Source organism: Limnohabitans sp. (assembly GCF_044373035.1).
GTDB lineage: Bacteria > Pseudomonadota > Gammaproteobacteria > Burkholderiales > Burkholderiaceae_C > Limnohabitans_A.
Genome location: NZ_JBILQU010000073.1, coordinates 1 through 14,993, shown reverse-complemented (window position 1 = coordinate 14,993; position 14,993 = coordinate 1). Strand labels below are relative to the sequence as shown.

The 14,993-nt window shown below is 61.7% G+C and carries 16 protein-coding genes; 9 read left to right on the top strand and 7 right to left on the bottom strand.

All coding sequences use genetic code 11. The features are described from left to right. The coding region (recX, locus tag ACIQ47_RS11180; RefSeq protein ID WP_396438192.1) for a recombination regulator RecX at positions 1–450 on the top strand (450 nt) is incomplete at its 5' end. Between the two features lie 59 nt (positions 451–509). Here the strand turns inward: recX and ACIQ47_RS11175 are convergent. Both ACIQ47_RS11175 and moaC read right to left on the bottom strand, forming a co-directional pair. After that, positions 510–1,904 (bottom strand): sensor histidine kinase, encoded by a 1,395-nt coding sequence (locus ACIQ47_RS11175; protein ID WP_396438191.1) that lies wholly within the window; start codon positions 1,902–1,904, stop codon positions 510–512. A 47-nt stretch (positions 1,905–1,951) separates the two neighbouring features. After that, complete coding sequence (moaC, locus tag ACIQ47_RS11170) at positions 1,952–2,443, bottom strand: cyclic pyranopterin monophosphate synthase MoaC (RefSeq protein ID WP_396438190.1); 492 nt, start codon at positions 2,441–2,443, stop codon at positions 1,952–1,954. An 80-nt stretch (positions 2,444–2,523) separates the two neighbouring features. On the opposite strand from moaC, the gene ACIQ47_RS11165 reads away from it, so the two are divergent. Further along, a complete protein-coding gene (locus ACIQ47_RS11165) occupies positions 2,524–4,110 on the top strand; it encodes a M48 family metalloprotease (protein ID WP_396438189.1) in 1,587 nt (528 codons plus the stop codon). A gap of 83 nt (positions 4,111–4,193) precedes the next feature. After that, positions 4,194–4,655, top strand: coding sequence for a DUF3717 domain-containing protein (locus ACIQ47_RS11160; RefSeq protein ID WP_396438188.1), 462 nt, complete (start codon positions 4,194–4,196; stop codon positions 4,653–4,655). A gap of 6 nt (positions 4,656–4,661) precedes the next feature. Here ACIQ47_RS11160 and secF read toward each other — a convergent pair whose 3' ends face one another. The 3 genes from secF to yajC form a co-directional block, all read right to left on the bottom strand. After that, positions 4,662–5,612 (bottom strand): protein translocase subunit SecF, encoded by a 951-nt coding sequence (gene secF, locus ACIQ47_RS11155; protein WP_396438187.1) that lies wholly within the window; start codon positions 5,610–5,612, stop codon positions 4,662–4,664. Between the two features lie 12 nt (positions 5,613–5,624). Beyond that, the gene (gene secD / locus ACIQ47_RS11150) at positions 5,625–7,505 is read right to left on the bottom strand and encodes a protein translocase subunit SecD (RefSeq protein ID WP_396438186.1); all 1,881 of its coding nucleotides are present in this window, start codon (positions 7,503–7,505) and stop codon (positions 5,625–5,627) included. A 70-nt stretch (positions 7,506–7,575) separates the two neighbouring features. After that, entirely contained in the window at positions 7,576–7,908 is a 333-nt protein-coding gene (yajC, locus tag ACIQ47_RS11145; RefSeq protein WP_396438185.1) for a preprotein translocase subunit YajC, read from the bottom strand. Positions 7,909–8,079: 171 nt separating this feature from the next. Here yajC and nthA point away from each other — a divergent pair, with 171 nt between their 5' ends. The 4 genes from nthA to ACIQ47_RS11125 are packed head-to-tail and all read left to right on the top strand — an operon-like array spanning position 8,080 to position 10,671. Continuing rightward, the gene (nthA, locus tag ACIQ47_RS11140) at positions 8,080–8,721 is read left to right on the top strand and encodes a nitrile hydratase subunit alpha (RefSeq protein ID WP_396438184.1); all 642 of its coding nucleotides are present in this window, start codon (positions 8,080–8,082) and stop codon (positions 8,719–8,721) included. After that, positions 8,718–9,398 carry a nitrile hydratase subunit beta gene (gene nthB / locus ACIQ47_RS11135; protein WP_396438183.1) on the top strand — a complete coding sequence of 227 codons (681 nt, stop codon included), beginning with the start codon at positions 8,718–8,720 and terminating at the stop codon, positions 9,396–9,398. Before nthA ends, nthB begins: the two co-directional genes overlap by 4 nt. Continuing rightward, positions 9,395–9,781, top strand: coding sequence for a nitrile hydratase accessory protein (locus tag ACIQ47_RS11130; RefSeq protein WP_396438182.1), 387 nt, complete (start codon positions 9,395–9,397; stop codon positions 9,779–9,781). Before nthB ends, ACIQ47_RS11130 begins: the two co-directional genes overlap by 4 nt. A gap of 32 nt (positions 9,782–9,813) precedes the next feature. Beyond that, entirely contained in the window at positions 9,814–10,671 is an 858-nt protein-coding gene (locus ACIQ47_RS11125; RefSeq protein ID WP_396438193.1) for an EamA family transporter, read from the top strand. Here the strand turns inward: ACIQ47_RS11125 and ACIQ47_RS11120 are convergent. Together ACIQ47_RS11120 and recG are read right to left on the bottom strand one after the other, a co-directional pair. Further along, positions 10,632–11,594 (bottom strand): LysR substrate-binding domain-containing protein, encoded by a 963-nt coding sequence (locus ACIQ47_RS11120; protein WP_396438181.1) that lies wholly within the window; start codon positions 11,592–11,594, stop codon positions 10,632–10,634. The two genes, ACIQ47_RS11125 and ACIQ47_RS11120, sit on opposite strands and share 40 nt — an antisense overlap. Positions 11,595–11,610: 16 nt before the next feature. After that, the gene (gene recG, locus ACIQ47_RS11115) at positions 11,611–13,680 is read right to left on the bottom strand and encodes an ATP-dependent DNA helicase RecG (protein WP_396438180.1); all 2,070 of its coding nucleotides are present in this window, start codon (positions 13,678–13,680) and stop codon (positions 11,611–11,613) included. Positions 13,681–14,215: 535 nt separating this feature from the next. Between recG and ACIQ47_RS11110 the strand changes: the two genes are divergently transcribed. Both ACIQ47_RS11110 and ACIQ47_RS11105 read left to right on the top strand, forming a co-directional pair. Next, positions 14,216–14,527 carry a BrnT family toxin gene (locus tag ACIQ47_RS11110; RefSeq protein WP_396438179.1) on the top strand — a complete coding sequence of 104 codons (312 nt, stop codon included), beginning with the start codon at positions 14,216–14,218 and terminating at the stop codon, positions 14,525–14,527. 45 nt (positions 14,528–14,572) lie between these two features. Next, a complete protein-coding gene (locus tag ACIQ47_RS11105) occupies positions 14,573–14,770 on the top strand; it encodes a hypothetical protein (RefSeq protein WP_396438178.1) in 198 nt (65 codons plus the stop codon). Positions 14,771–14,993: the final 223 nt, after the last annotated feature.

The window sequence follows — 14,993 nt, the reverse complement described above, 5'->3', positions numbered from 1 at the left end:
CCCTCGCTCAAAGGCCGCGCCTTGCGGCTTTTGAGCCAGCGCGAGCACTCACGCGCCGAGCTGGAACGCAAACTGGCACAGCACGAAGAGGTGCCTGGCGAACTGGCCAAAGCGCTCGATGAATTGCAAGCGCGGGACTTCATCAACGATGGGCGGGCGATTGACTCGCTGGTCAACCGCCGATCAGGCAAGCTCGGCAGTGCCCGCATCAAACAAGAGCTGGCCCTCAAGGGTCTGTCAGGCGAGGCGGTGGCCGAGGCGCTGGCGGGCCTCAAGGACACGGAATTGAGCCGAGCCCATGAGGTGTGGTGCAAGAAATTTGACAGCCTGCCGACGGACCCCCAGACCCGCGCCAAACACATGCGCTTTTTGCTCACACGCGGCTTCAGCGCCGAGGTCGTGCGGCGTGTGGTCAAAGGCGATGGCTTGGTTGACGATCCATCAGATTGAGGCTTGACGCCAAGGCCTGCAGGGCTTTGGCCCCAAGGCCGGGTCCTTTCATTCAGACGTCAGTCCACAGCCGGCAGTTGCAATGCCACCACCGCACCGCCCGAGGGGCTGTTGGCAATGGTCAGGCTGCCCCCATGCTGCTGTGCAATCGATTTGGAAATGGACAGGCCCACGCCCAAGCCTTCGGTTTTGGTGGTGAAAAAAGCGGTGCCCGCTTGGCTCAAAGCTTCAGCGGGCAAGCCCGGTCCGTTGTCGGTGAGCGTGATGTGGGCCACCTCTCCTTCGCGCCAGACGCGGATCCGCAATTGCCGTAACGGCTGGCCATGCGTGGCCTGAATGGCATTGCGCATCACGTTCATGAAAATCTGCGACAGCTGAACCGGGTCGGCCCTCACGGCCAAGCCTTGAGGTGGTAAGGAGACCTGCAGGTCCACCGATTCGTTGTAAGCCAGGTCGTGGATCAGGGCGCTCACATCGGTGATCACCTGGTTGAGTTCAACCCGCTCAATGTGGGTGCTCTTGGATTGGATGAAGGCGCGAATGCGCCCCAGGATGTCGCCCGCTTTCTGGGTGTTACGGTTGAGGTCTTCAAAGTACTTGTTCAGCGATTCGTCCTGACGTTGCTGGAGTGACATTTCCATTCGGTCAGCGATCAGGTAGATGTTGGTCAGGGGTTGGCTCAACTCGTGCGCCAAAGAAGCCGCAATCTCCCCCACACTGCGGCGTCGGTCAAGTTGGGCGATTTGCTCGCTCAAACGAGTCGCCTCCTCTTGTCGGGCCTGCACCTTGGCCGATTCCAGGGTTTCTCGGTTCATCCGCTCTATGAACATGCCCAAAAAGCCGATGTTGCCCACGATGGCGGTGACCACACCCAGAAAAATCAGCAAGTTCGATAAGGGGTCCGAGATCATGGCCGTGGGCTCGCTCACGCCAAGCAAAACGCCTGGTATGCGTATGACCAAGACCGCTGCCAAGGCCAGATAGCAAACGAAAATCCAGAGCGCACTGATGCTTTGATCGCGCCGGTAAACGGCTCTTGCCAAAAGAGCCAACCAAGCCAATGCCGCCGCTGCACCCAAGGATGACCAAACAAAGCGCAAACTGGGCTGGTCCAGGATCACATTTAAAACAACATACACAGTGATGTGCACCAAGGACAAGGCCAGCAAACCCGTCACCCAATCCGGACGCTGCAATGCCTGGCGCAAGGCGCCCACACGCAATAACGGCCCCAGCACCAGCAACCAAATCGCCATCTCGTAGGTCAGTGCATCTGGCCACTTTCCCCGCATGCCCAGCAAGATAAGACTCAAGCCAAAGGCCAGACCTCCCAAGCACCACAAGGTGTTGCTGAGCCCTTGCCGCTTGCGCAACATCAGCCAGACAGAGATCGGCATGATCAGGTACAAAATGCCAGCGATGAAGTAAGCCGTGGGCAGATGCAAGGGCGTCATGGCTTGAGCGTGTCCTGGGGTGTGCGGTTTTTCAGCGCAGCATCACATCAGGTTGCCGCCACAAAACTCCCCGACTTACCCCCATGCTTTTCCAGCAACTTCACATCGGTGATGGTCATGCCCCGGTCCACGGCTTTGCACATGTCGTAGATGGTCAGCAAGGCGACTTGCACGGCGGTGAGGGCTTCCATCTCAACCCCTGTTTGGCCGTTCACTTCGGCGGTGGCGGTGCACACCACACGGCAAGAGGCCGACACAACTTCAAACTCGACCGCGACCCGCGTCAGGCCAATGGGGTGACACAAGGGGATCAGGTCGCTGGTTTTTTTGGCGCCCTGAATGCCCGCGATGCGGGCAATGCCCAGCACATCGCCTTTTTTGGCCGTGCCCGATTCGATCAGTGCCAAGGTGGAAGCCAGCATCACGATGCTGCCGGTGGCCACCGCCACACGCCGCGTGCTGGCCTTGTGGCCCACATCCACCATGTGGGCTTGGCCTTGGGCATCGAAGTGGGTCAGGGCGTCGTTAGAGGAGCTCATGGCAAGACGGGCAAAAAGGGTTTACAGAAAATTGACAAGATGCGGGCATCATACGGGGCTAGAGAAGGGCTGGAGCCACTTTGAAACACAAATTCCGACACCGATTTTTACCATTTGTGGTTGCCGCTGCACTGGTCAACCCTGCAGCGCGCGCCCAAACCACAGGTTTGCCGGGGCTGGGCGATGGCGAGGTCATCTCGCTGGGGGAAGAGCGCCAGCTGGGTGACCGCATCGCACGCGAACTGTACCGTGACCCCGATTACCTGGAAGACCCCGTGCTCGATGAGTACATCCAACTGTTGTGGGCCCCGCTGATCCGGGCTGCGGCGGCTCGGGGTGAATTGTCGCCCGAGTTGCAAGAGCGTTTTGCGTGGCGCATTCTGCTGGGGCGAGACCGCTCGGTCAACGCCTTTGCCTTGCCGGGCGGCTACCTCGGGGTGCACCTCGGCCTGATCGCGGTGGTGGGCTCGCACGATGAGCTGGCATCGGTGCTGGCACACGAATTGAGCCACGTCAGCCAGCGCCACATTGCGCGCGGCATGAGTGAACAGTCCCGCTCCACGCCCTTGCTGATTGGGGCCATGATTTTGGGCGCCTTGGCCGCCAGCAAAAACCCGCAAGGTGCCCAGGCCCTGATCGTGGGCGGACAAGCTGCGGCCATTCAGTCGCAGCTGCGCTATTCGCGCGACATGGAGCGCGAAGCCGATCGCGTGGGTTACGGCATCCTCGTCGATGCGGGCTACGACCCCCGGGGCTTTGTGGGCATGTTCGGCAAGCTGCAACAAGCCGCGGGCCTGAACGACAACGGGGCTTTTCCCTACTTGCGCAGCCACCCTTTGACCAGCGAGCGCATCGCTGACATGCAGGCCCGCCAGCAGCTGAACACGCCCGCCGCTGTGCCTGCCCCCGACATGGCCCAAGCCCTGATGTCGGCGCGGGCGCGGGTCTTGTCGCAAAACACCCCCGATGCACTCAAGGCCTGGATCCAAGAGGCCGAGCAACCCTCGCCACAGGAAGGCCCTGCCCTACGGGCGGGCAAGCTCTATGCCGGCACGCTGGCCTATTTGCAGCAAAGAAACATCGCCGCTGCCGAGCGCAGTCTGCAGGCGTTGCGCGAATTCGTGAAAAAGTCAGTGCCTACAGACTTGCCGACCCTTCAGACCTCTGCCTCTCCCCTGGCGCTGTCGGTGGGGCGCTGGATGAGCCTGCTGTCGGCCGAAGTGGCCATGAAACAAGACCGCTTTGAAGCCGTGCTGCAGCACTTGCTGCCCGGTGGGGCGCTGCCCGATCTGCCGCGCCCGGAGCTGATGGCTGTTGCGCAAGCCGTGCAGCGCATGCCCCAGCATGCGTTGCAGGCGGACATCACCGGGCAACTTCGTCAGCGGGTGTTGGTCGCCCCCCACGATGCCCAAGCTTGGAACCTATTGGCCAGTTTGCTCTTCACGCAAGGGCAGAACCTGGCTGGCTTGCGGGCCGAGGCCGAGGCCCAAGTCGCCCGGCTCGATTGGGAGGGCGCGCTCGACCGCTTTCGGGCGGCACAGGAGCTGGCCAAGCGCAGTCAGCTGAAAGCTGCAGACCACATCGAAGCCTCGATCGTGGACACCCGTTTGCGTGAAGTCCAAGCGCGTTGGCGTCAAATGCAAGCGCAGTTTCCAACCGCCCGCTGAGCCCGGCGCTTTGGATCACCCTGAACGCAGCGCGGGTGATGGCTTCAAGGGCTATGATCGCCGCTCCCTGCACAAGACACACCATGGCCGGAATCCACATCACCGACATAGAAGCCGCCATCAACCACTGGCGCATCAAAAACCCCTCACCCGATGGGGTGTCGCTGCCGCCTGAGTTGCGTGCGCTGGCCGAGGTGTATGGGCTGATGGTGTACTTGAAGCAGGACCTGGCCGACGAATTCAGCCTGCCCCTGGCAGCAGCCGAAGCTTGGCAAGACTGGTACGCCACCACCCCCGACACGCCCTGCATTGCCATTTGCTCGACCAGCCAGGGCGACGAAACCTGCAAAGGCTGTGGCCGCAGCTTCGAAGAAGTGCAGTTGTGGACCGAAATGAGCCCGGGTGAAAAACGCGGCATCTGGCAGCGCATCACCATGGAGGGCAACTCCTGGCGCTTTAACCGCTATGCCGAACGCGCCGCCGAGAACCGGCGCTGGGCCAAGGCTGCGGCAGATGCTCAGGTGCCGCTGGACCTCAAGCCCTGACCGGGCTTAAACCACCGCGCCCGAGTTTTCGTCGCTCGGGTCGTTGTCTTTCTTGATCGGCTTGACCATGTCTTCACGGCTGATGCCCAGCCACATGGCCACCGCAGCGCCCACAAACACCGACGAGTAAATGCCAAAGCAAATGCCAATCGTCAAAGCCAGCGCGAAGTAATACAGCGTCTCGCCGCCAAACAGCAGCATGGACAACACCATGATCTGGGTCGAGCCGTGGGTGATGATGGTGCGGCTGATGGTGGAGGTGATCGCATTGTCGATGATCTCCACCGTGTTCATCTTGCGGTAGCGTCGGAAGTTCTCGCGAATTCGGTCAAAAATCACCACCGACTCGTTCACCGAATAACCCAGCACCGCCAGCACCGCCGCCAGCACCGCCAGTGAAAACTCCCATTGGAAGAAGGCAAAAAAGCCCAGGATGATGACCACATCGTGCAAGTTGGCAATGATGGCCGAGACGGCGAACTTCCACTCGAAGCGAATGGCCAAGTACAGCATGATGCCGCCCACCACAAAGGCCAGCGCCATCAGGCCGTCTTCCACCAGTTCGTCGCCCACTTGCGGGCCCACAAACTCGGTGCGGCGCAGCGTGACATCCGGGTCATTGGCTTTGAGCGCCGACAAAACTATCTCGCTTTGCTGGGCCGAGCTCACGCCTTTTTGCGCGGGCAGGCGGATCAACACTTCGCGTGCCGAACCGAAGTTTTGCACCTGCACTTCTGAAAAGCCGAGCGTGCCCACCGTGCCACGCACCTTCTGCAGGTCAGCGGGTTGGCTGTAACTCACTTCCATCAAAGTGCCGCCCGTGAACTCTACAGACAGGTGCAGGCCCCGGCTGAACAGGAAAAACACCGCCAGCGCAAAAGTGATGAAAGAGACCGCGTTGAGCACCAACGCGTGGCGCATGAACGGGATGTCTTTTCTGATTTTGAACAATTCCATGGTCTTTTCCCCTTAGTCGGCTTTCACCGCAGTACCAGCCTCGGGCCGCCAGACGGTGCCGATCGACACCGATTTGAGTTTTTTCTTGCCGCCGTACCAGAGGTTGACCAAGCCACGCGAGAAAAGCACAGCCGAAAACATGCTGGTCAAAATGCCGATGCAGTGCACCACCGCAAATCCGCGCACCGGGCCTGAACCAAAGGCCAGCAGGGCCACACCCGCGATCAAGGTGGTGATGTTGGAGTCCAAAATCGTGGCCCAGGCGCGCTCATATCCTGCATGGATGGCCGCTTGCGGGCTGGCCCCGTTGCGCAGCTCTTCCCGCACACGCTCGTTGATCAGCACGTTCGAGTCGATCGCCATGCCCAAAGCCAGCGCCATTGCGGCCATGCCGGGCAGGGTCAGCGTGGCTTGCAGCATCGACAAAATAGCCACCAGCAGCAGCAAATTGACCCCCAGCGCGATGCCGGAGAACAAACCGAACATGGCGTAATAAACCATCATGAAGGCCACGATCACCAGGAAACCCCAAGTCACGCTGTTGAAGCCCTTGGCGATGTTTTCTGCACCCAGGCTCGGGCCAATGGTGCGCTCTTCGATGATTTCCATGGGCGCGGCCAATGAACCCGCGCGCAGCAGCAGCGCCGTGTCGGTGGCCTCTGATGTGGTCATGCGGCCCGAAATCTGCACGCGACCGCCGCCAATCTCGGCGCGGATCACGGGAGCCGTGACCACTTCGCCCTTGCCCTTTTCAAACAAGATGATGGCCATGCGCTTGCCCACGCTTTCGCGCGTCACATCTTTGAAGATGCGGGCGCCCTTGGCGTCCAGTGTCAGGTTGACCACGGGCTCTTGGGTCTGGCTGTCAAAGCCAGCCTGGGCATCGGTCAGGTTGTCACCCGTGAGCACCACCTGTTTTTTGACGATCAGTGGGCGGCCATCGCGTTCCATGTAGCGCTCGGTGCCAAAGGGCACCAGGCCGCCGGCCTGCTCAGCCGCACGCGCTTCGGTGCTTTCGTCGACCATGCGCACCTCAAGGGTGGCGGTGCGGCCCAGAATGTCTTTGGCCTTGGCCGTGTCCTGCACGCCGGGCAACTGCACCACGATGCGGTCCAGCCCCTGCTGCTGAATCACCGGCTCGGCCACGCCCAGCTCGTTGATCCGGTTGTGCAGTGTGGTGATGTTTTGCTTGAGCGCCTGATCTTGCACCTTGCGGGCGGCTTCGGGCTTGATGCTCACCACCAGGCTGAGTTCGGTGCCATTGCTCACTTCCCGTGTTTGCAGATCGGCAAACTGGTCGGTGATCAGGCGCTTGGCGGCTTCTTGTTGTTGCGCGTCGCGCACGCGGATTTCGATGTTCTGGCCATTGCGTGAAATGCCGCCATGGCGAATGTCTTTTTCGCGCATCGTGCTGCGCAAGTCCCCGGTGAGGGATTCCAGCCGCTGGGTCAGCGCCGCCTGCATGTCCACTTGCAGCATGAAGTGCACGCCACCGCGCAAATCCAGGCCCAAGTACATGGGCGAAGCGTGCAAGGCGCTCAGCCAAGCGGGTGAACGCGAGACCAAATTCAAAGCGACCACGAATTGCGGGTCTGTGGCGTCCGGAATCAGGGCCTTCTGAATGGCATCTTTGGCCTTGAGCTGCTGGTCGGTGTTGTCAAATCGGGCGCGGATCGAAGTGCCTTCGAGCACCACGCTTTGGGGTGCGGTGCCTGCTGACTTGAGCGCGTCTTCAACCTTTTGCAGCGTGGACGTGTCTACCTTGATGGTGGCCTTGGCTGAGGACACCTGAACCGCCGGGGCCTCACCAAAGAAATTGGGAAGGGTGTAGACCACACCCAGCAACAAGGCGACGACCAGGATCACGTACTTCCAGACCGGATAACGGTTCATAAAGACTCGCGTAAAGAATATAAAAAGGGGGCCTTGACAGCCAAGACCCCATAGATAAAGCCAGTAAGAATTACTTCATCGTGCCTTTGGGCAAGACTTGCACCACGGCGCTGCGCTGCATCTGCACTTCCACGCCCGTGGCCAGCTCGACGCCCACATAAGCGTCGCCCAGCTTGCTGACCTTGCCCAAAAAGCCGCCAGCGGTCACGACTTCGTCGCCCTTGGCCAGGGCGTCGACCATGGCGCGGTGCTCTTTTTGCTTCTTCATTTGGGGGCGGATCATGACGAAATACAGCACCACAAACATCAGCAGCAGCGGCAGCATGCTCATCAGGGTGGAAGTCATGTCGCCACCAGAGGCGGCGGCGGGAGCGGTTTGGGCAAAAGCAGAAGAAATGAACATGGAAACTCCACTGAAAGTCAAATTCGGGTTGTGCGGGTGACGCCTGGGCGTCCTGCGGGCGAAGCCGCCATTGTATGCGGCGCTATGATCACTTCCAAAAGCCCCGTCTGCACAGGGTCAGGCCCTCAAGTTGGCCCCTCAAGTGCCCGCCAGACCCCCCAAGGAGACCGCATGCCAACTGAACACGAACACCCACACGGTCATGACCATGACCACGCGCACAGCACCCTGGGCGAGATGGACCTGCGCGTGCGCGCTCTGGAAACCCTGCTGACGCAAAAAGGCTACCTGGACCCCGCCGCCGTGGACCGCATCATCGAAACCTATGAGGTGCATGTGGGCCCGCACAACGGGGCCAAAGTGGTGGCCCGTGCCTGGGCCGAGCCGGCTTTTAGAGACTGGCTGCTGCAAGATGCCACCGCCGCCATCGCCTCGATGGACTACACCGGCCGCCAGGGCGAGCACATGGTGGCCGTGCCCAACACCCCCGACACCCACAACATGGTGGTCTGCACCCTGTGCAGCTGCTACCCCTGGCCCGTGCTGGGCCTGCCCCCGGTTTGGTACAAAAGCGCCGCTTACCGCTCGCGCGCCGTGATCGAGCCGCGCGCCGTGCTGGCCGATTTTGGTGTCACCTTGCCGCCGGGCCAAAACATCCGTGTCTGGGACTCCACCGCCGAAGTGCGTTATTTGGTGCTGCCTGAAAGACCCGCAGGCACCGAAGGCTGGAGCCAGGAACAACTGGCTACCTTGGTCACCCGCGACGCCATGATCGGCACCGGCCTGGCCTTGAATCCACAGGTGGTGGCATGAACGGCTTACACGACATGGGCGGTATGCAAGGCTACGGCCCGGTTCAAATCGAAGCCAACGAGGCCCTGTTTCATGGCGAATGGGAGCGCCGCGCTTTAGGCGTGACGGTGGCCATGGGGGCCAGCGGCCTGTGGAACATCGACCTGGCCCGCTCGGCCCGCGAGTCTTTGCCCCCACTGGACTATGTGCAAGGCCCTTATTACGCCATTTGGCTCAAGGCGCTGCAAAACCTGTTGACCGAGCGCGGCTTGATCACCGAACAGGAGCTGGCCCAAGGCCAAGCCATCATGCCGCCCGTGGCGGGCATTCGGGTGCTCAAAGCCGCAGAGGTGGACGCGGCGCTGGCCAAAGGCAGCCCGGCCGACCGCCCCAGCACCCAAGCTCCGCGCTTTGCCCCGGGCCAACGCGTGCGCGCCCTGAACCTGAACCCCCAAGGCCACACCCGCTTGCCCCGCTATGTGCGCGGCCATGTGGGCACGGTGGTGTTGCACCACGGCAGCCACGTTTTGCCCGACCAGCATGTCAACAAGATGCTGCCGCCTTTTGATGGCACGGCCGAGCACCTGTACACCGTGGTGTTTGACGGCACCGAGCTGTGGGGGCCACAAGCCGAAGCCGGGCATCAGGTGAGCGTGGACGCCTGGGAGTCTTATCTGGAAGCGTTGCAGATCCCATGAGCCAAGCCATCCAAGACCTGAACGACCTGGCCCGCGCCTGCGGCGACGGCTTTCCCATGCCCGCCACCGCCAACAACGGCGCGGTATTTGAAGAACCCTGGCAGGCCCACGCCTTTGCCATGACCTTGCAGCTGCACGGCAAAGGCGTTTTCACCTGGCCCGAATGGGCCACCGCCTTGACCCACGAAATCCGTGCCGGCCAAGTGCGCGGCGAAGCCAGCGACGGCAGCCTTTATTACACCCACTGGCTCAACGCACTGGAGCAGCTGGTCATCGAGCGGCAACTGGGCACGCCCGATGAAATCCATGATTTGGAACACGCCTGGGCCGACGCCGCCGAGCGCACCCCGCACGGCCAGCCCATCGTTCTGAACGCTGAATAAAGAGGCCTTGTTTGAATCTCCGTTTGTGGGCCATGCTGGCCTTGTTGGGCAGTTTGTTGTCCTTGGCATTTGGCACCTCGTTTGCCAAAAGCCTGTTCCCTGCTTTGGGCGCGGAGGGCACCACCGCTTACCGCATCATTTTTGCCATGCTCATGCTCATGGCCGTGTTCAGGCCCTGGCGTCGCCAATGGGTTTGGGCCGATGCACTGCCGCTGGGCCTGTACGGCGTCACGCTGGGCGTGATGAATCTGCTGTTTTACAGCGCGATCAAGACCATCCCCTTTGGCGTGGCGATCGCCATCGAGTTCATTGGCCCGCTGAGCGTGGCGGTCTGGACTTCCAAAAAAACCAGCGACTGGCTCTGGGTGTCACTGGCCATCGCGGGCCTGGCGCTGCTGCTGCCTTTGCCCGGGGGTGATGCGGCCACAGCGCTCGACCCCTTGGGCATGTTTTTCGCGTTCGCGGCGGGCATTTGTTGGGCGCTTTACATCGTGTTTGGTCAGCGCGTGGCGCTGCGCTACGGGGCCATGGCCACGCCCATGGGCATGTTGGCCGCGGCTTTGGTGGTGGCCCCGGTGGGGATTTTTCATGCGGGTGCTGCCTTGCTCGACCCGCGATGGTTGGTCGCGGGGCTGGCGGTGGCCTTGCTGTCAAGCGCCATCCCCTATGCGCTCGAGATGTTTTCGCTCAACCACCTGCCCAAAAACACCTTCAGCATTTTGCTCAGCCTCGAGCCCGCTGTGGGCGCTTTGGCGGGCTGGTTGGTGCTGTCCGAACACCTCACGCTGGCGCAAGGCCTGGCCATTGCCCTCGTCATGGCCGCGTCCATGGGCACGGCCTGGTCGGCCGGTCAGGACAAGCGCGTCACGCCCGGCAGCGGGCAGGCATAAATGGCGTTGCGCACGGCGGCAATGGCTTCGTAGCGGGTGTAGCTGCGCCGCCAGGCCAGCACCACGCGGCGCGTGGGCGGCTTGCCGCCTGCCGGGTCGACGATGGGCAAATACCGCACAGGCGATTCGTGCCGCCCGCCCGAGCGCTTGTGCACCGGCTTGAGGTCGGGCACCGACATGCGCGGCACCAGCGTCACGCCCATGCCTGCGGCCACCATGTGCTTGATGGTCTCCAGCGACGAGCCTTCAAACGTCTTGCGAATGCCATCGGTCTGGCTGGCGTAGCGCGCAAATTCGGGGCACACCTCCAGCACATGGTCGCGAAAGCAATGGCCCGTGCCCAGCAGCAGCATGGTCTCGTTTTTCAGCTGATCGGGGGTGATGAAGGCCTCTTTGGCCAGCGGGTGATTCAGCGGCAAGGCCGCCATGAAGGTCTCGTCGTACAGCGGCGCAATCGCCAGGCCCGACTCGGGAAAGGGCTCGGCCAAAATCGCGCAATCGAGCTCACCCGTGCGCAGCATCTCCAGCAGGCGCACAGTAAAGTTTTCTTGCAGCATCAGCGGCATTTGCGGGATATCGGTGATGATCTGGCGCACCAAATCGGGCAGCAAATAAGGCCCGATGGTGTAGATCACGCCCAGCCGCATGGTGCCCGTCAGCGGGTCTTTGCCGCGCTTGGCAATCTCCTTGATCTCGGCGGCTTGCTCCAGCACGCTTTGCGCCTGGCGCACGATCTCTTCGCCCAAAGCGGTGACGGACACTTCACTGGCGCTGCGTTCAAAAATCTTCATGTCCAGCTCTTCTTCGAGCTTCTTGATGGCCAGCGACAGCGTGGGTTGCGACACAAAGCAAGCCTCGGCGGCTTTGCCAAAATGCTTTTCGCGGGCCACGGCCACGATGTATTTGAGTTCGGTCAGGGTCATGGGCGCTATTTGAACATCAAGCCTTCAGGTACTCGGATTTGCCGCCCAACCAGCGGCCAATGTGCCGCGCGGCCAGCTGCGGGTGCTGGTCCAGCATGGGCGGCGCCAAAGAACGCGCCCAGTCCAGCAAATGGCCGTCGGTCTCCAGGTCGGCAAAGCGCAGCAAAGGCGCACCCGACTGCCGCGCTCCCAAAAATTCACCCGGCCCCCTGATTTCCAAATCGCGCCGGGCGATCTCAAAGCCGTCATTCGTCTCCACCATGGCCCGCAAACGATCACGGGCGGTCTCGCTCAGGCGTCCGCCCTCGGGCGTGCCATACAGCAGCACACAGGCCGACGCCGCCGCGCCCCGCCCCACCCGGCCACGCAGTTGGTGCAGCTGGCTCAGGCCAAAGCGCTCGGCGTGCTCGATCACCATCAGCGAGGCATTGGGCACGTCCACCCCCACCTCGATCACCGTGGTGCTGACCAGCACACCCATCACCCCTGCGGTGAAGAGCTCCATCACCGCCTTTTTCTCGGCCACCGGCATGCGCGAATGCAGCAGGCCCACCATCACACCCGGCAGCGCCTCGCTCAGGTCGGCATGGGTCTCGGTGGCATTGGTCAGGTCCAGCGCTTCGCTTTCTTCAATCAAGGGGCACACCCAATACACCTGCCGCCCCTGCTGCAGCTGCGCGCCAATGCGCTCGACCACCTCGTGGCGGCGGTGGTCCGACACCACGCGGGTCACGATGGGCGTGCGCCCCGGGGGCAGCTCGTCAATCACCGACACATCCAGATCGGCGTAATAGCTCATGGCCAGCGTGCGCGGAATCGGCGTGGCCGTCATCATCAGCATGTGCGGCTCCATGCCGGGGGCCTGCATCTTGCCGCGCAGGGCCAAGCGCTGGGCCACGCCAAAGCGGTGCTGCTCGTCAATGACCGCCAACCCCAAGCATTTGAACTTGACGTGCTCTTGAATGACCGCGTGTGTGCCCACCACCAGCGCCGCCTCGCCCGACTCGATCAGGGCCAACATGGTGGCGCGTTCTTTCTTTTTTTGGCTGCCAATCAGCCAAGCCACCTTCACGCCCAAAGGCTCGAGCCAGCCCACTAATTTTGCAAAGTGCTGGGTGGCCAAAATCTCGGTCGGGGCCATCAAGGCGCATTGCCAGCCCGCGTCGATGGCCACCATGGCCGCCAGCGCCGCCACCACGGTTTTGCCCGCGCCCACATCGCCTTGCAGCAGGCGGTGCATGGGCACCGGGCGGGCCAGGTCTTGGGCAATTTCGCGCCCCACGCGCTGCTGGGCATTCGTCAAGGCAAAGGGCAGGGCGGCCAGCAACTGGTCGTGCAAAGCACCGCGCTTCATCTTCAAAGCCGGGGCGCGCAACAAATCGCGCTCGCGCTTGGCGGTGAGCTGCGACAACTGCTGTGCCAGCAACTCCTCGCATTTGAGGCGCACCCAGGCCGGGTGGCTGCGGTCCTCTAGAGCGGCCAGCGACACATCGGGCGTGGGGTGGTGCAAAAACTGCAGCGCGTCGCGCAGTGTCCAAGCCCCACGCGGGTCCGGCCAGGCGATGCCTGCGGGCAGGGTCTCGCTCAGGTCGGCATGGTTCAGCCCGGTGATCACGGCCCGGCGCAAATAGGCTTGGGCCAGCCCCGCCACGGTGGAATACACCGGCGTCAGCGCCTCGGCCAGGTTGCCGCCTGCGGCCTTGAAGGTCGGGTGCATCATGGTCAGCCCCATGAAGCCGCCCTTGACTTCGCCCCGCGCCCGGATGCGGTTGCCCACCGCCAACGCCTTTTGGTGCGACGGGTAAAAGCTGAAAAAACGCATCACGCAGGTGTCTGAGCCATCGTCCACCGTCACCAGCAGCTGCCTGCGCGGGCGCTGCGTGATCTCGCACGCCGTGACCGTGGCCTCTATTTGCGCCGTGTCGCCCTCGCGCGCATCGCGCAGCTTCACGATGCGGGTCTCGTCCTCGTAACGCAGCGGCAGGTGCAGTGCCAGATCGATGTCGCGCTTGAGGCCAAGCTTGATCAGCGCCTTTTGCGGGGCGCTGAGCGTTTTGGCGGCAGGCGAGGGGGCTTTGTCGGGCATGGCCTGATTGTGCCGTCAGACGTCAGACCCTGAACGCAGACGCCCACCTTTTGGGCTTGAGGCCGCCTATTTGCAGGAGCCCACCCCGTGGGCGATGTGCCTTTGTGGGAGCCCACCCCGTGGGCGATGGGCGTGGAACACGCCCTCTACCTCGCCCTTCAAACCATCGCCCGCCTTCACCGCCAGTGCTCAACCCATCCAGCCCCCCCACTTTGCAACCCAAACACCACACTCATAGGCAAGCTGCCCTGGTGTGATTGGTAGAGCACGCGGCCGTGGTAAGTGAAGGGGGCCGCTTTGCCTGCGGCCAGTTTGTTTTCGCGTTAATTCACACACCCTATACTGTTGATTTATTGGAGTATTTTCCCAATCGGTCTACCATCACGTCATTGCAATCACTTGGCATTTCGTCCGTGCACTACTCAGCTTGTTTGATGCAGCTGCGCAAAGCGGCCAACTTCAACCGACAAAATCTGTCTGAGTTGATTAAGTTGCATGTGAACCTGATACGCCGCCTCACGTTAGGGGCTGCAGTGTGAGCACTACAGATTACGAGTTCGATTGGGATGACAACAAGGCTGCCATCAACCTGGTCAAGCATGGGGTGGATTTCAGGGAGGCCATGACGGTGATTCTGGACCCTCTGGCCATGACGGTTTTTGATACGGAGCACAGCCAAGATGAGGAGCGTTGGATCAGCGTGGGGCTTTCCAGTGAAGGCGCGCTGTTGCTGCTGGTGCATACGTTCACCGCCACCGGCCCCAGTACCGCACTGGTGCGTATCATTTCCGCCAGAGCCGCCACCCGCAACGAACGCCAACAGTATGAACAAGGTACTGTGCAGTAAGTGACAAGCAACGATGAACAGCCAAGCAGCTAAAAGGTGAACACCATGAAGGACGAATACGATTTTTCTAATGCGCAGCGTGGCAAGTTTTACAAGCCTGATTTGCGCCTGATTCCGCCTGTGCGCCTTGACCCGCAGGTGTTGGACTTCCTTGTCAAGCGAGCTGAGGCCAAGGGCATCACACTCAATGCCTTGCTCAATGCATTGCTGAAGAAAGATATCGAGCTGATCGAGGCAGCCTAACGCCGTGCCCAGCGTAGCCAGGGCTTAAAAAACGCAGTAGGCCCTCGAAATGCATCGCCGCCCTCATGCAGGGCCAGCGATGCACCCATCAACCCACCCCACTTTGCAACCCAAACACCACACTCATAGGCAAGCTGCCCTGGTGTGATTGGTAGAGCACGCGGCCGTGGTAGGTGAAGGGGGCCGCTTTGCCTGCGGCCAGTTTGTTTTCGCGCACAAACAA

Excerpts from the sequence above, each read along its gene's own strand:
- ACIQ47_RS11175 (WP_396438191.1), bottom strand. The coding sequence starts at position 1,904 with ATGACGCCCTTGCATCTGCCCACGGCTTACTTCATCGCTGGCATTTTG.
- moaC (WP_396438190.1), bottom strand. The coding sequence starts at position 2,443 with ATGAGCTCCTCTAACGACGCCCTGACCCACTTCGATGCCCAAGGCCAA.
- ACIQ47_RS11160 (WP_396438188.1), top strand. The coding sequence starts at position 4,194 with ATGGCCGGAATCCACATCACCGACATAGAAGCCGCCATCAACCACTGG.
- secF (WP_396438187.1), bottom strand. The coding sequence starts at position 5,612 with ATGGAATTGTTCAAAATCAGAAAAGACATCCCGTTCATGCGCCACGCG.
- secD (WP_396438186.1), bottom strand. The coding sequence starts at position 7,505 with ATGAACCGTTATCCGGTCTGGAAGTACGTGATCCTGGTCGTCGCCTTG.
- yajC (WP_396438185.1), bottom strand. The coding sequence starts at position 7,908 with ATGTTCATTTCTTCTGCTTTTGCCCAAACCGCTCCCGCCGCCGCCTCT.
- nthA (WP_396438184.1), top strand. The coding sequence starts at position 8,080 with ATGCCAACTGAACACGAACACCCACACGGTCATGACCATGACCACGCG.
- nthB (WP_396438183.1), top strand. The coding sequence starts at position 8,718 with ATGAACGGCTTACACGACATGGGCGGTATGCAAGGCTACGGCCCGGTT.
- ACIQ47_RS11130 (WP_396438182.1), top strand. The coding sequence starts at position 9,395 with ATGAGCCAAGCCATCCAAGACCTGAACGACCTGGCCCGCGCCTGCGGC.
- ACIQ47_RS11125 (WP_396438193.1), top strand. The coding sequence starts at position 9,814 with ATGCTGGCCTTGTTGGGCAGTTTGTTGTCCTTGGCATTTGGCACCTCG.
- ACIQ47_RS11120 (WP_396438181.1), bottom strand. The coding sequence starts at position 11,594 with ATGACCCTGACCGAACTCAAATACATCGTGGCCGTGGCCCGCGAAAAG.
- recG (WP_396438180.1), bottom strand. The coding sequence starts at position 13,680 with ATGCCCGACAAAGCCCCCTCGCCTGCCGCCAAAACGCTCAGCGCCCCG.
- ACIQ47_RS11105 (WP_396438178.1), top strand. The coding sequence starts at position 14,573 with ATGAAGGACGAATACGATTTTTCTAATGCGCAGCGTGGCAAGTTTTAC.